Annotated in this window: 10 protein-coding genes; 6 read left to right on the top strand and 4 right to left on the bottom strand. The window is 63.8% G+C overall.

The features are described 5' to 3' along the window. The first annotated feature begins 160 nt into the window (after nucleotides 1-160). Nucleotides 161-3,895 carry a DUF6531 domain-containing protein gene (locus LZC94_19350; GenBank protein ID WXB19374.1) on the top strand — a complete coding sequence of 1,245 codons (3,735 nt, stop codon included), beginning with the start codon at nucleotides 161-163 and terminating at the stop codon, nucleotides 3,893-3,895. A gap of 26 nt (nucleotides 3,896-3,921) precedes the next feature. Here LZC94_19350 and LZC94_19345 read toward each other — a convergent pair whose 3' ends face one another. Continuing rightward, nucleotides 3,922-5,682 (bottom strand): hypothetical protein, encoded by a 1,761-nt coding sequence (locus tag LZC94_19345; GenBank protein ID WXB19373.1) that lies wholly within the window; start codon nucleotides 5,680-5,682, stop codon nucleotides 3,922-3,924. A gap of 6 nt (nucleotides 5,683-5,688) precedes the next feature. Between LZC94_19345 and LZC94_19340 the strand changes: the two genes are divergently transcribed. Further along, nucleotides 5,689-6,153, top strand: coding sequence for a hypothetical protein (locus tag LZC94_19340; protein ID WXB19372.1), 465 nt, complete (start codon nucleotides 5,689-5,691; stop codon nucleotides 6,151-6,153). A 371-nt stretch (nucleotides 6,154-6,524) separates the two neighbouring features. On the opposite strand, the gene LZC94_19335 is transcribed toward LZC94_19340, so the two are convergent. Genes LZC94_19335 through vgrG form a run of 3 tightly spaced genes read right to left on the bottom strand, consistent with a single transcriptional unit; the run spans nucleotide 6,525 to nucleotide 11,093 of the window. Beyond that, nucleotides 6,525-7,604, bottom strand: a complete 1,080-nt coding sequence (locus tag LZC94_19335; GenBank protein WXB19371.1) for a PAAR domain-containing protein — start codon at nucleotides 7,602-7,604, stop codon at nucleotides 6,525-6,527. After that, complete coding sequence (locus LZC94_19330) at nucleotides 7,601-8,848, bottom strand: hypothetical protein (GenBank protein WXB19370.1); 1,248 nt, start codon at nucleotides 8,846-8,848, stop codon at nucleotides 7,601-7,603. The genes LZC94_19335 and LZC94_19330 overlap by 4 nt, the downstream gene beginning before the upstream one ends. A 4-nt stretch (nucleotides 8,849-8,852) precedes the next feature. Then, nucleotides 8,853-11,093 (bottom strand): type VI secretion system tip protein VgrG, encoded by a 2,241-nt coding sequence (gene vgrG, locus LZC94_19325; protein ID WXB19369.1) that lies wholly within the window; start codon nucleotides 11,091-11,093, stop codon nucleotides 8,853-8,855. A gap of 174 nt (nucleotides 11,094-11,267) precedes the next feature. Between vgrG and LZC94_19320 the strand changes: the two genes are divergently transcribed. From LZC94_19320 to LZC94_19305, 4 genes are all read left to right on the top strand, one after another. Further along, nucleotides 11,268-12,119, top strand: coding sequence for a peptidoglycan-binding protein (locus LZC94_19320; protein WXB19368.1), 852 nt, complete (start codon nucleotides 11,268-11,270; stop codon nucleotides 12,117-12,119). 9 nt (nucleotides 12,120-12,128) lie between these two features. Next, a complete protein-coding gene (locus LZC94_19315) occupies nucleotides 12,129-13,502 on the top strand; it encodes an N-acetylmuramoyl-L-alanine amidase (GenBank protein WXB19367.1) in 1,374 nt (457 codons plus the stop codon). Nucleotides 13,503-13,639: 137 nt separating this feature from the next. Next, entirely contained in the window at nucleotides 13,640-14,239 is a 600-nt protein-coding gene (locus LZC94_19310) for a hypothetical protein (protein WXB19366.1), read from the top strand. Between the two features lie 202 nt (nucleotides 14,240-14,441). Next, nucleotides 14,442-15,056: a glutathione S-transferase family protein gene (locus tag LZC94_19305; protein WXB19365.1), complete on the top strand. Its 615-nt coding sequence runs from the start codon at nucleotides 14,442-14,444 to the stop codon at nucleotides 15,054-15,056. Nucleotides 15,057-15,070 lie beyond the last annotated feature (14 nt).

Raw genomic sequence — 15,070 nt, 5'->3', positions numbered from 1 at the left:
CCTTATCCAAACGATGCATTTGCCGCTGTTTGACGAACATCTATTTGCATCGTCTGTCGCCACATGTCGGTCCAGTCGACAGAACGTTCCCGATGGCGCGCGCGCTCCAATCTCGTAAAAACGGCCCTCCCCACGGCCAAACTTCTGGCACGCTGACCGCATGGGGGCAGGCGCGGCGGGAGGCAGAACGGGGCGCATCGCGGTGGGCCACCCGGTGGACGTTGCGAGCGGAGCCTTCTTCAGCGAATCGGTGGACATCGCGCTTCCTGGGGTCCTGCCGTTGGTCTCGGACCGCATGTACAATACAAGCTTCCTGAGGGCGGAGACGGGGCCGCTCGTGCCAGCAGCCCAAGACGCGCCGCTGCTCCCATTTGGCCCCGGTTGGCGCGCGGGTTGGCAAATCGAGCTCCGGCGCACGCTCGATGGCTTCGTCTACGTGCGCCACGATGGGATCTCCTACCAATTCATCGAACGTCGCGACATTCCATTCGAGCAGGCCGGCATCCTCGTATCGCCCGCCGACGGCCTCGAGCTCCGAAGCCTCGACCTCGATCACCTTCGACTCGTCGGCTTTGGAAGCCATCGCGCACCCAATTCCCTTCTGTTTCGCCGAAGAAATCGCGGGACCGTCTACGATCTCCTCGCCGTGGAACGAACCTCCCTGGCTCGCCTCGAGTACGTTCATGATTCGGCCGGGCGCGTGATCGGAGTGTTCCAACGCCGCGAGCAAAGGGAGCTCTTGCTCCAATACGACGAGTGGGGCCGCGTGATCCGCGTCGATCTCCGCTTGCCGGATAAGTCGACCCGGTTTGGCGCCGGCTATGTTTACAATCGCGCCGGGCAGCTCGCCGAGGTCCACGATCCGGAAGGCCCTTTCGAAACGTACGAGTACGATCCATCCGGCCGACTCGTGCGCGAGGTGCGCCGGGGTGGTTCCGTCTATACGATGCGTTATCGAAACGATGGACGCTGTTATTACGTTAGCGGCGCCGATCGGTTCCAGGAGCGAACGATTCAGTTCGATACCGAGAAGAATGCCACCACCGTGTATGATAGCCATGGCGCTCCCACGGTTTACGAGTGCAACGCGGGCGGGCAAGTGTTGCAGGTGACATCGCCGCTCGGGAATCGGGTGCGTTACGAGTACGACGAGCTCGGGCGCGAGGTCGCGGCCACGTCGGTCAATGGAGCCATGGTGCGGAAGCAGTACGACGAGCTCGGGCACGTTGCAAAACGCGAGTACCCCGACGGGCGAGCGGTGACCTATACGTACGATGACCACCATCGCGTCGCCGGCGTGTTCGACTCCAGCGGGATCCGTTTTCGATTGCGATACGACGATGAGCACAACGTGACGGAGCTGGAGGTCGAGGGCCAGAAGCCGTGGAAATATGCCTACAACGCGTACGGCGAGCGGGTCGCGGTCGAGAACCCCATGCGCGCGAAACGCACGTTCGTATACGATTCCCAGGGTAACACCATCGCGGAGTCCAATTTCAGCGGCAAGACGTGGTCGTACGCGCACAACGTCATGGGGCAGACCGTCACGGCGACCGACCCGCTCGGCGCCGTAGCTCGACTCGACTACGATGCTCGCGGAAGGCTCGCGCGCCTCACGGATCCCGATGGTCGCGTTTGGGAGAACGACTACGATCCATCGGAGAACGTGCTGCGGACCAAATTCCCCGACGGCGCCGTGGAGACGGTGCGGTTCAACACGTGCGGTCAGCCGACCGAGATCGTGCGCCCGGGCGGTCAGCGCGTTCACATCTTCTGGGGGACCGAGCCCGGTGAGCTGGTCGCGATGCGAAACTCGCTCGGGCGAGAGCTCGCCGTGCGCTACGACGCGGATCACCGCATCATCGAGCGGCGAACGTTCGACGGCCGCCGCATCGCCATCGAATGGAAGGGAACGTACGTCGCCGCGCTGGTCGACGCCAAGGGACAGCGCTTCGAATACGACTACGACAGCGCGGGGCGCGTTTCGAAGCGCACGTGTCCGGACGGTCAAACGCAGTACCGATATGCGGCGGGTGGGCAGCTCGCGTCCATCGAGGGACCCGACGCGACGATGACCCTCGACTACGACACGCGCGGACTACCCCATCGCGAAGTCCAAGACGGTGTCGTCATCGAGCGGGATTTCGATGAGCTCGGGCGGCCCGTACGCCTCGATGCCGCGGGCGACGAGACCCGCTACGCGTGGTCCGCCGACAACCTCCTCCTCGCGCTCCGGCGGGGTGAGCTCGATGTGGCCTTCCGGTACGACGCGCTCGGGCGCGAGGTGGCCCGCAGCCTCCCGGGCGCGGGCTCCTTCGAGCAAACGTACGACCCGTTGGGGCGCGTGCTTTCGCAGGTGTTCACGCCATGGCGAGCCTCCGGCGAGGCCAGGCATTTCGGGCGCAGCTTCGCCTACGACGCGCGCGGCATCGTGTCGGGCATCAACGATACCCTCCGCGGCCTGTCCCACTTCGTTCACGACGCGAACGGCAGCTTGACCGGAGTCCTTCGTCAACGAGGCAACGGCCCGTGCGACTTCTACGAGGTGGATGGAGAAGGCAATCGCTTCGCGCAGGCGCACGGTTCGCGCGGCGCCGAGATGCTCGCCGCGCTTCGAGCGCGCAACCCGCTTCATCAGGTGGCGCCGCATTTCAACGCGACATTGGCGTCGACCTTCTACGACGAGAACGGCCGCCTCGCACGGGTGGAGTCCATCGGCCGCACGCTGGAATACGAGTACGACGCGAATGGCTGCGTCGTCACGAAAATCGACACGGACGCCAAGGGTGCGCGGACGTTCCGGTTCGAATGGAACGCGCGGGGGCAGCTGGTCGCGGCCGCGGCCCCGGATGGACGCACATGGCATTATCGATACGACGGATGCGGCCGGCGCATCGAGAAGCGCGGACCGGACGGGCAAGTTTGGCGATTCGTTTGGGACTTCGCGCGGCTCGTGCAGGTGTGGCGCGATGGAAAGCCCGTGGAGCGCCTGGCCTACAATCCGCACGATAGCGCACCAGTGCTGCGCGACGACGGGCAGGTCCACTATATCCTCCCCGATCAAGTCCACGCCGTGAGCGAGATCGTGAATACGAAGGGTGAGCTCGAGTGGGCTGCCTCCAAAGGTACCTGGGGAGAGGCGTTTCGCGCGGGCCTCGGCCGCGAGCCGTTCGCGGGCCAATGGTACGACGACGAGACGGGGCTCCACTACAATATCTGCCGATACTACGATCCCGACATTGGCCGGTATCTCTCCCCCGATCCTATCGACATTTATGGTGGCTGGAACCCCTACGCTCCCGTGCGCAGCCCATTCTACGAGGCCGACGCGCTGGGGATCGCCGCCGGGCGCGTGGGGTGGTACGAGCAATCCACCGAGGATCCGAGGTTGTTCGAGGCGGATGGTGGGAGAGTCGCGCGGAAGCTGGGGCCGGACAAATACGAGGTCGATCACCTCAAGCACAAAAAGTCCGGCGACAGCGAGTGGACGAAGATGGAGCTCACACCGGACAACGCGACCATCACGGAGGTGAAAGGCGTGGGCCCGGACAAGGTCGTATTCAACGGAACCGGCAAGGACATCGGGCATGATCCTGAAAAAGGTCATACATCCAAAGGGACCGAAGGGATCGGCAGTCGGTGGTGGCATTCGGAGATGAACGCGTTCGCCGGGCTTCTCAAGTTGGATGATCATACGTTGCGGGCTGGGCATCCGGATCCCATTACGCTCCGGATTAGCAAAGCACCCTGCCCGACGTGCAAGCCGGCGGTGGGCATCGACGCCGACGCGGGCCTCGCGCGGACGCTCGCCGACAGGTCGAAGCGCCAGGTGAAGGTGTTCTATCCGCCCGACGAAGAGCACACCTTCAATCCGCCGCCCGAAGCCACGTGTTGACGTCTCCGCGCGCTGCGCGAGGGAAATCACGCTGGCGGCGTGCTGCTCTCGAAGCGCAGAAAGAGCAGCCGGCTATCCATTTGGAGCGCCAGCGTCTCTTCGCAAACGATGGGGCTGAAGCTGTCCACGTTCGAGGCGCTCGGGTATTCCATGCGGGCTACGAGCTCACCGCTCCGGGTGTCGAGCAACGCGATGGCGGCCTTCGTCTGCGCGGCCACACGCGGGCCAAGCGAGGGATGTGTCGCGAGCCCATGAACGGGGGCGTCTGGCAGCTGCCACGAACGTGTCGTTCCGCTCTCCAGCGACCATTCGACGAGCTCACCCTCGGGAGATGCGCCATAGACCTCCGTGCCATTCGCAGAAAACGCGACGGCCGCGGGTCGCACCAGCGGAGCTCCGCCACCGCCGAAGGTCCCCCGAGGTGAGCCATCCGGGAGCTGCACGATCGTGATCTGGGTGTTCGTCGACGCAGCCGCCAACCACGTACGATCCGGCCCGACATGCGCCCGGACGGTCGAAAAGATCCCTTTCACCGCCTCCGCCATCGTCTTGGCTCCCGCCGTTGGGTTCTCCGTGTCGAAGACGGTGAGGTGATTGCCATGGAGGGACGTCGACCAACGCTTCGCCACCAGGGTTCGCGCGGGCAGCGAACCTTGCGCGATCAACTCCTTGGAGGGCGGCCCCGGGGGAGCGAGCGCGACGCGCCATACACCTCGCGATCGCTCGCGGCCGACGTAGATTGTATTTTCGTCGACGGGAACGATTCCCTCGGTCGGTACTTCATCCGCGCGGTAAAGAAGATGGCATTCGCCCGTCTCGCGATCGAAGCGAAAGACCGTCGCCTCGATGGGGGGGCCGATGGCCGGAAAGAGCTTGTCCTCCGCGCCATCACGGGTGAGCAAGAGGTAATGTCCCTCGCGCGGGAACCACAGTCGAAACGTGCCGTCACGCGGGACCGTCGACGCGTCGAACCGACGCGAGCACGTTCCCGTGGCGGTCGTCCATTCGCGCAAGAATCCATCCGCATGAAGCGCGAACAGATGCCGCCCGTCCGGCGTGGCTCGTCCCACGATGACATTGTCGCTCGGCTCGCGAACGTCCATCGCGGGCTGCTCGTCGTCGTCGATGTGCCAAACGTATGCTACGCCGTCGGTCCCTGTGGTCACGATGGTGTCGTCATCGAGAAAGGCTGCACCGGTCCCCTCGCCCTGGTGTGCCGTCACCATCCACGAACGACGAAGGGATGCAGTGTCCCATACGCGCAAGGCGCCATCCTTCGCAATCGTCGCGAACCGCGCGCCGTTTGGCGCGAGCGCCAGCGCGGTGATCGGCAGTCTGTGGCCTTCCAGGGTCGTCAGCCGCTCGCCCGTTTCGAGATCGATGACCTGGACGACCGATTGTTGGGAGTCCATGACCCACAGGCTGCGCTTCCCATCCGGAAGAATCGCGCACGCTGCGTCGAATCCCATGCCAAGGACATCGAAACCGAACGAAAGCGGTACCTCACGAATGAGCGCGCCGTCGGCGATCGATCGGATATGCAGCTTGTCCCGCAATCGCAACACGCACCATTGACCGTTCGGGTGAACGGCGGGCATGAAGTAGCCTGGAGGCGCGAATACGGACCATAGGGGTGTCGGCTTCTTCTTCGTGGTGTCGAGGTCCCAGAGATGAAGCGCGCCGTCGGCGCCCAACATATGGCGTCCATCCGGGAGGAGCACGGGGGTTTGGGCATCGTTGTCACCTGCGAATCGCCGAATCTCCTTCCCCGCTTCGAGGTCGTACATCCGCACATGAACGTCGTCGTACCCGAACCCCGTGAGCAGCCGTCGGCCATCGGCCGCAATCGCCAGCCTCCGGGCCCCTTCGGCATGCCGCAGCTTGAACGAGCGTCGATGGGTACCTTCGCGGGCATCGTAGACCGCCGCACGATCGCCATCGAGGGTGACGATCGTGCGGCCATCGCCGCTGGTGGCCACACCGACTCGCGCGTCCTTCGTGAGCGTCATCCGCGGCACCGGCGGGCCCTTTCCGGCGGGCCGATTGAGCAAACGAAAGTAGGGCTTGTCGAATCCAACGATGCGCAACCACTGCTCGGCCGCGAGCGTAATCGGATGTGTGTCCCCGAGCGCAATGGCCTGTTGCAGCAACTCGACATCTCCACCGATCGCCACCGACTCGCCGATGCGCGTGAGAAATTGCATCCACGTCGCGAGCACCGGATCCTCGCCCGCAATCGCGGTATGATGCTGAAATAACGACGCGCGCTTCTGTCGGTCTTCTGGATTCGGGTGTAGGCCGGCCAGCGGTGCTAGCTCTCGCATGAGCACGTCGAATGCTTCGTAGATGCGGTCGACGAGAGGGTTGGGAGGCACGAGAGTCGCCGGCGAACGATGGGCAACGGAGAGGTGCGAAACCTGATCACGGACGATCCACATGGACCGATGCCGGTCCACGGGGGATGGGGTCTGCGGATCGCCAAACAAGAGAGAACTTGGCGAAACCCAAAAAAGTGAATTCGCTGTCCGAGCGACACTTGCACGGCCCGCGCCACGATATGGCGGGTTACGCGGGGCGTTGTTTGGAGCATGACGACAAGATGACTTGACGCCCCTTCGTTCGGCCGTGCTCACATGCAGTTGAAGCAGAATCGTTTTCCGCGTGCCTTGCCGCCGCGGCGCCCTCGTTGGAGTTTGGCGATCAGCTTCTTCAGACCCTTTGCGACGTCGCTCCAACTCGGCATTGGAAATCCGCCGATGAGCACATTGGGTACACCCATCATCACCATCCCGATGCAGGGTGGCGCGCCGGGGTCTTTTCCCATCAAATTGCCCATCGCCGCCGCCGCGGCCCCCATCGCGATGTCGGCGCCCATCATCGCGGCGGCGAGGGCGGCGCCCGAGGCTTCCGCCGCTGCGGATTGTGCCTCGGCCGCGGCTTCCACGGCCGCCTCGGTCCCTGCTTCGGCCCCGTCGGCGGCGGCATCGGCCGCATCCGCCGCCGACGCGGCCTCCTTCGCCTTCATTCCCGCGCCGGCGAGGCCCATCACCTGCGGAATATACGGCGCCACCTTGCCCGCGAGCGCCTTCGCCTTCGCCATTTTCGACATGGCACCGGCCGCCTTGCCCGCGGGAGGCGCAGGTGTGCATTGACGCGTGAAGTCGCTCATGCGCGCCGCGCGCGCACCACCGATGAACACCTTGCTCGAGCCCGTGAAGATTTCGAGAATAGGCATCACCGAACCACAGGTGGGCCCCAGGCCGTAGTCACCGGAGCGGGCGGCGGGGAGACCGCCGATCAACACCGTCGGGCAAAACGTCGTGATCACGCCAATGCCCGGCAGCGGAAGTGGCATGGCGGGCGGGTGAGAATGCGTGTGCGGAATACCAACCACGGGCATTCCGACGACCGCCGCTGGAAACGACGGAAGCGCCTTCGCGATCCCATTGGTCGCGCGGGCAAAGGCGTTGTTCGCCAGATCGGCCGGCGCTTGCTTGAGCGCGAAGGCGGCGCCGACCACCCCGGACGCCTTGTCGAGCACGCTCACGTTTGGATTGCTCAAGTTTTGAAATGGCGCGACCGTCTGATTGACCACGTCGGCCACGGCATTGGTCATCACATTGCCGGACTCTTTCTGCAGAATCGGCGCCGGTGGCTGCCCTTGCGGGCCTTGTCCCGGTTGCGCTCGGCCATGTCCGTGCTGGTTCATGCTCCGCTCCTCCGCCGCACTTCCCGAAGCTCGCGATCGTAGTCGGCCGCCAAATCGTGATACCCCCCGCGCGCACACAGATCGCGCAGGCGCTCCAGGACCGTGCCCAGTCGCGGATCGTACGACACCTCTCGAGCCGTCACCGCGGCCTGCGTCCAGGCCTCCCCCGCCCCCCGCAGGTCCCCCAGCGTGGCGTGAGCCTGTCCGCACTTCTCGAGCAGGTCGGCGCGCGCGAAGCCGTTCCCCAATTTTTCCGCGGCCGCCGCCCCGATGGCGTATGTCTTCGCCGCCTCCGCGTACCCCTGCAGTCGAAGGTCGGCGTCGCCCAAAGCTGCGCAGATATGCATGATGAGCATGAGCGACCTCGCCTCGCTCGCGATCTCGAGCGCCTGCAGGTACTTGTCGCGCGCGGCGGGGAAGCGGCCGATCCGAAACATCACGTCGCCGACGCCCTGAACGACCACCGCCTTCATCTCGGGCACGCCATGCCGATCGTAGTACGTATAGAGGACTCCATATTTGTCGAGCGCGGCATTGTATCGTCCGAGCGCCAAGTCGAATCCCGCGCATTGCAAGAGCGCGTTGATCCGGCGCACCGGTGAAAGATCCGTGTTCGCGGCGTCGCTCGCGATGGCGTCCGCGATGCCCGCGACGGTCACGCGCGTCGTGTAGAGGAGCACGTTCCTCACACCCGCAGTTCGCAGAGCGGTCGCAGCAAACGGCACGGCGCCATCGTCGCGCACGACGACGCGGATGCTGGTCATCCAAGGCTCGTAGTCTCCAAACGGGAGGAGCGCGCCGACGATCCGCGCGTGCGCGTCGCGATCGTGGATGCTCGCCGGCAGCAGCGCGACGATCAGGCGATGGTCACCATCCGGTGGCAACCACGTGAGCATGTGCCGGATCAACGCCGCGAGGCGCTGCATGGGCGTGTACTGCTCCGACCAACACATACCAGGGACTTCGGCGAGCGGCGGCTGCCCCCGTGCTCGCCGCTCGGCGTTGACCTCCACGAGCTGTGCCCAGGCGTTGCGTACGACGTCGTCCGCGTATTGTTTGCCGTTTCGGACAGGGGTCGCGTCGACGAAGAACACGTCGGGCGGCGACTGCTCGTCGAGCGCGTCGAGCGCTTTGACGACGAGAGGGACCTCCTCGTCGCGCGTGGTGAGCAAGAGGCCGAATCGCTCGCCCTGCGCGACGAACGATCCGAGCGCGTCGTTCAGCTCTTCGAGGGGATGGACCATGAGGTTAGTTGATCTTGATCATGGCGCCCGAGATTTCCATCACCCCCGACGCCGTGACATTGACCGCGGCGCCATTCACCACCGCTTGCGCCGGTTCCAGGTTTACCGTCGAGGATTGGCATCCGATGCCCACCTTCGTAGCCCCCGAGATGGTGACGGTGCCGTCATTCTTGAGCGAAATGCTCGCGGGCCCCGCCTTGAGCGCGATCTCGTCGGTGGCCTCGATCGAGAGGACCCCCTCCTTCAGGGTGATCGTGCTCTTCGAGTTGGTGAGCTTGATCTCCTTCGCGGTGTTCAGCTCCGCGGTATTCTCCTTCAGGGTCAACGTCGAATCCTTGCCGTGATGGATGGTGATCGACGTCCCGGCATCCAAGTCGAACGTGGTCGTGACTTTGTCCTTCTTCGAGTCCGCCGTGAGCGAATCCTCCGCGCTGACGCTCACCGCTCGCTTCCCAGCTTTGACCGACAGCTTCTCGTCCCCCGTCTCCACGGTGTGGGTGCGGCCCGCCTTGACGGTCACGTCTTCTCCGGTATCGACTTTTTCGGTCCGCTTGCCATGAACGGTGTTCGTCTCGTTGGCGGTCACCGTCACTGTGTGATTGGCGCCGACGGATACCGATCGGTTCGCGCCCACGGAAACAGTCTGGTTCGCGCCTACCGACGAGGTTTGGTTCGCACCGATGCTCTCCATATGGTTGTGAAGCACCACCTCCTTGTGATCCTTCTGCGCGTGCAAAAAAATGACCTCGCGCCCCGCCGTATTGTCCTGGGTTATCTCGTTGAACCCCTTGTTTCCGGGGATGCTGTTCGTGCGCCACACGCTCTTCGCGACCTGCGCGGGCAGCGGATAAAGCTGAGGCTGCACCGTGTTGTACACGGCCCCGAGGATCATCGGTCGATCGATGTCATCGTCGATGAACCCGACGACGACCTCCGAGCCCACTTTGTGCGCCTGCCAGAACCCCTCGTCCAAGTGCGCCGCCGGCGTCATCATTCGGATCCAGCACGAGCTGTTCTCATCGAACTTGCCATCGCGATCCCAGAAGAATTGCACTTTGACCCGCCCGCGCTCATCCACGTAGGGATCGCCGTCCTTGGGCCCGACCACGCGTGCGCTCTGCAAGCGGCTCTGCGGCTTGGGCCGCCGTTTTGGATGAATGGTCACCTCCGCGGGCACCGCCTTGAACTCCGTCGGCCTCGTGCCGCCGCGAACCCCGCTCCCGTCTCGAAGCGCTCCCTGCACCGCGCCGCTCATGCGCACGCCGGTGACGAGCAGCTTGCGATTGAACCCATCCTCTCGGTGCCCCTCGAGCGTGAACGTGCGGCCTGGAGAGAGGCGGAGCGAGAGCGCCGTGCCGGCGACGACCGAGGCATCCGAGCGCAGCTCGTCCAGGCGCATTTGGGCGCGCGCTTTACCTTCCCCGTCCTTTTGGACGGACCAGCCGGGATAATCTCGAAATTCGCGTTTGTGTGAGTTGGCGGCGGTCTCTTTTCCCGCGGTCTCCGCGCGAGCGACCAGCGGGTTGTTCGGTTCGAGAAAGTTGTAATCGCGATGTTCGAACGCGCCGACGCGGACGTTTTGCGAACGCCGGATGCTGCGTACGTGCTCGGAATCCACGGCGCCGATCGTATCGTTGAATGGAATGCGAATCTTTGGTTCGATTTCGGGGTAGCCGCCGGGATCGTTCGCGAAGGTCAGCGTGGTCTCCTCGTCGTCGTGCGTGAAGTAGAAATGCATGCCTTCGTCGCTCGCCAGACGGCGGATGAAGGCGAAGTCGCTCTCGTTGAACTGTGTGCAGTACTCGCGCTTCGGCGGCCGTCCTTTGATGAGCCAGCTGCATTTGATTTGCTCCGAGTCGCAGAGCGCGAGCACGATTTCGTGCATCGCCATATTTTGAAAGATTCGGAATCCGCCGCGGTGGCGGAGATTGGCCAGGCGGGGCTCGAGCACGAACACGACGCGGGCCTGGGTCTCTCCCTTGAAGGCTCCGTCGGGCTGCACACGGGTGATGATGCCATGAACGATGCGCGAGACGTCCCCACCCTTCGTGACCGCAAAACGCGCATCGCTCCCCAAGGCCGCTTCGAGGCTCGCGATGGCTTCGGGATCGGGATCGGTGGCGACGACGATGGTGTACGCGAAGATGCTCGAGAGCTCCTCGACCGCCTCGAATGACGCGACGCGGAGGAGGGAGTCTTTCACGTTGACGATCGTCAGCTCGTATCCGATGTCGTCATGAACCATTCCAAAAAGTGAACTTCCGACATCGAGGGCACTTACCATTGCCCGAAACATCGTGCCCCCGGAGACGTTATGCAAGTTTCCGTCAAGCGTCTTGCGACGCTCGGCGGGAACGAGCTAGCGTCGAAAAGCGCAGTGGCGACCTTTTGGGGTTCTTGGATTATTACCGACACGTTCATGAACGAGTGGCGGTTCCGGGTCGTGCCCGTGGAGGAGCGCGCGGCCGAAGCGCCCGTTTCGAGGGATGCGCTTCGCGACGACCCAATCCCTCAACTCATCTATTTCGCGTTTGACGAATCAGGTGCCAAGGACGACGAGCAAGCCCGCGGGCTCATCGCAATTTATGACGCGCTGACAGGCTCGGACTTGGCAGAGCTTTTACCGGATCCAACGGATGATCCGCGCCGGCTGCTCGACGGATTTGCCGAGGAGCTGAGCAATGTACTCTACGACGCTGTGATCGGGGGGGCGCTCGCGTTCGAGCGGTACGAGGCGCCGTGGCCGTTTCCGAGCGAGGACGACCGAAAAGACGACCCTCCGCCCGAGCCGAAACCGCCGGATGACCGCAAAAAGGAAAAATTCCGTGTTCGCGTGCTCGATGAGGCAAGACTGCCAATGGCAGGAGCGATCGTTCGCATTACTGGACCGGGGATCACGCCCATGGACCGGGTGGCCGATGGCGGAGGGTGGGTCGAGGTCAGCGTCGACGCGGTCCCCGATTCGTGCGACGTTCGATGGCGCGCCAAGGATTGGCCGGATTTTCGCTTCGAGCAAACCGCATCGCTGCTGCTCGCCGATGATGACGATGGAGGCGAGCAGCGGCTCCGCCATCTTGGTTACGACGCGACATCGCTCGAGGAGCGGGTCGCTCGGTATCAGAGCGATTTTGGGCTCGAAACGACCGGAGATATCTGGGATATCCGCGCCGATCTGACGCAGTGGCACGATGGGGGCAAGAAGCCGATACCTACCGGTCGCGGTCAGCCCAATCAAACCCCATCCGACGACGATGGTGCAGCAACCGCATAAGGTTCCGCGATGTCGCCACCGAAGAAGACGCCCCCCTCCAAGAAAAAGGCTGCAACGCCGACCGTTACGGTTGCGCCGAAACGCAAGCTGCTTCGAGTGACCACGCGCGCCCTCTTTACGCGCGCGGGCAGCACGGCGGTGCACTGGGCCCCCGGGAATGGGGAAGGAAACATGATCCGCGGTGCTACAATCAAGGTTGGTGCGGTATCAGGGACGACAAATCGTTTCAGCGTCGCGGAGCTCGACCTCGCGTCGCTCCCCGATGGCCCCGCGACGATGACCTTCGAGCCGCCACCCGGAATGGTCGGGACCACGCGGGCATCGCCGAGCATGCTCGCCACCACGACGTCGCCCCCCGACCGGCTCTTTCGCGCATTGAGCCTATCGGTGACCATCAAGAGCGGAGCGCTCGACCCTTCCGCGAGCACCGCGTTCGGCCAGGCCGTCGACAACGCTCAGGTCACGTTGCTGACCCAGGACAAGCTCGAGATCGATTGGAAACCCGATTGGATAAAATGTCCGCGCAACTACGCGCGACCGGCCCCACCCAACGCGCCGACTCCACCGAGCCCGAAGCTGATCATTCTGCATAGCACGGACGCCGACAACATCGGCTCGACACTGCACAGGTTCACGGCCCCGGGAGGCAAGGGATACGCGGGGGCAAACTACATCGTCGATGTCGACGGCTTCGTCGTAAAAATGGTGCGCGACGAAGAAGCCGTCGGACATGCTGGCCAAAGCTTTTTTCGCGGCACTCGGAATGTAAGCGACATCTCGATTGGGATCGAGACGGTCCACCGGGGGAGCGGTGCATTTCCAAAGGCGCAGATGGATGCCCTCCTCGCGCTCATCCGGGCCCTCGAGGCGGCCCACGGGCTCGGCCGCCATACGGTGTTCGCCCACTACGACGTCCAGGTCGAGCGATCGGAAAATCCACCGCTCAACCTGACCATGACCGGCAGGCACGCTTGTCCTGGTGGGTCGTTCGATTATGCTCCGATCATGACGGGCGGGGTGGGAACGGGTCGGATTTCGCGACGGCCTTCACCTTCGGATTACGGCGGTCTATTTTCCACGTTTCCGACCATTGCCCTCGCCCGCAACGACAAGGATGGGTCCAAAATCTACGGAGGCAAGGTGCGAAGCGCCATCGTGATCCCCGTGATTCGTGAGATCCAATCGGATTTGAAATCGATTGGGTATTCGATCAACGAGCGCGATGGCACGACCGAAACGGGCGAGTACGACGATCCGACCATTCATGCCATTCAAGCATTCCAGCGCCACTTCATGAACGCCCGCGATAGTCCGACCGGGTTCGTCGATGCGCAGACGGCTGCAGCCATCAAGGAAGTCCTCGGGGACCTCGCCACGCCATGAAGTGCAGGTGCCAGTTCCTCTTGGGCGCGCTCTTGACGGTCGGGTGTCGTTCATCGAACCGCGTGGCGTCTTCAACCGCTCCCGATGCTCAAAAGGAAGTTCCATCCGACGCGGGGCGTGGCGTCGAGAATGCACCGGTGGATTCACCTCCCGCCCCGCCCTCGAGCGAGCCCACGCGGGTGACGGCGCTGGAAGGCCTGGTGGTTGCAATTTCCGACGATGGTGCACGCGTCATTCATGTCGACCGAGGGCCCTCGGGCAGTCCAGCCGCCGCCGCGTATCTTACGACTTACGATGTCCGCACGGGCAGGGCAATCGATCGTCTCAAGCTCGACATGAGCAACAACTTGAACCGCGCACGGCTGCGCCTCGTACGCGAGACGTTCTGGAAGATGAACCAATACGACCCTACCCCGCAGCTGCTGAGCGCGTGCTCGGCCCATTCCCCGAGCCAAGGACTGGACATCTCGGACATATCCGTTCGCTTCGAATTTCCACGTCTTCAAGTCACCCAGAGCGGTCGCAACGTCCTGACTCGCAGCGTGGCCGCATGGTCGTATCAGGCCAAGGACGACAAAGGTCGGATCGACCAAGACTGCGTCATGCGGAACGCCATGGTGCTGAACACGGTGTATCTCGATCACGCATCGAACGTCATGGTGCTCCTCGTCGGCTACTGCGGGAGTGATATGTGCCCCGAGCCAGCCGATCATCCCGTCATCACCCGGCTCCGTTGAACGTACGAGCGCGCTCCGGCAATGGATTCGAAGCGCGCCTCGAGCTCACCCCGATGCTCTCGCGCTGCGCGCGGGCGAGGCCCACGGACGCATCGATGATGACGGCGTGGAGATCCGGGCGCAACCATCGGGAGCTCGCAATACCTGACACGTAGCTGTCAGTAGGCCGGGACTAGGCTGACATCTCCCTTGGAGGTGACGGATGAAGCTCTATGTATCCCCGTACTCGTACAACGCGCGCAAGGCGCTGGTGACGGCATTTCAGCTCGGACTATCGCCGGAGCGGATCGTGGTCGATCTGGTGAAGCTCGAGCAACGCGCCCCAGCGTATCTGGCTTTGAACCCGAGCGGCAAGGTGCCGGTGCTCGTGGATGGTGACTTCGTGCTCTGCGAGTCGCAGGCGATCATGGCCTACCTCGCGGACGCGACACCGGGCCAGTCGCTCCATCCCACCGAGCTTCGGGCCCGCGCGCAGGTGAATCGATGGATGTTCTGGAGCGCGAACCACTGGGGGGTGGCCATCTCCATGATCAACTGGGAAAGGGCGGTCAAGAAGGCGATCGGCGCCGGCGAGCCCGATGCCGCCCAGATCGCGCGCGGCGAAGGTTTGTTTCATGACTTCAGCAAGGTGCTCGATGCGCAGCTCGCCGGCCGCACATGGCTCGCGGGCGATACCCTCTCCCTCGCGGACATCTCCGTGGCCTGTCCCTTGATGGTCGCCGCCGCCGCGCAGCTCCCCATCCAGCCTTACCGCAACATCGGCGCGTGGTTCGAGCGGGTGCAGTCGCTCGATGCGTGGAAGCGGGCCGCCGGATAGAGCCGGATGCGCGC

This window comes from Sorangiineae bacterium MSr11954, assembly GCA_037157815.1.
GTDB classification, from domain to species: domain Bacteria; phylum Myxococcota_A; class Polyangia; order Polyangiales; family Polyangiaceae; genus Pendulispora; species Pendulispora albinea.
This window is presented reverse-complemented; position numbering and strand designations above follow the sequence as displayed.

Excerpts from the sequence above, each read along its gene's own strand:
- LZC94_19350 (WXB19374.1), top strand. The coding sequence starts at position 161 with ATGGGGGCAGGCGCGGCGGGAGGCAGAACGGGGCGCATCGCGGTGGGC.
- LZC94_19345 (WXB19373.1), bottom strand. The coding sequence starts at position 5,682 with ATGTACGACCTCGAAGCGGGGAAGGAGATTCGGCGATTCGCAGGTGAC.
- LZC94_19340 (WXB19372.1), top strand. The coding sequence starts at position 5,689 with ATGAACGTCGTCGTACCCGAACCCCGTGAGCAGCCGTCGGCCATCGGC.
- LZC94_19335 (WXB19371.1), bottom strand. The coding sequence starts at position 7,604 with ATGAACCAGCACGGACATGGCCGAGCGCAACCGGGACAAGGCCCGCAA.
- LZC94_19330 (WXB19370.1), bottom strand. The coding sequence starts at position 8,848 with ATGGTCCATCCCCTCGAAGAGCTGAACGACGCGCTCGGATCGTTCGTC.
- vgrG (WXB19369.1), bottom strand. The coding sequence starts at position 11,093 with ATGGTTCATGACGACATCGGATACGAGCTGACGATCGTCAACGTGAAA.
- LZC94_19320 (WXB19368.1), top strand. The coding sequence starts at position 11,268 with ATGAACGAGTGGCGGTTCCGGGTCGTGCCCGTGGAGGAGCGCGCGGCC.
- LZC94_19315 (WXB19367.1), top strand. The coding sequence starts at position 12,129 with ATGTCGCCACCGAAGAAGACGCCCCCCTCCAAGAAAAAGGCTGCAACG.
- LZC94_19305 (WXB19365.1), top strand. The coding sequence starts at position 14,442 with ATGAAGCTCTATGTATCCCCGTACTCGTACAACGCGCGCAAGGCGCTG.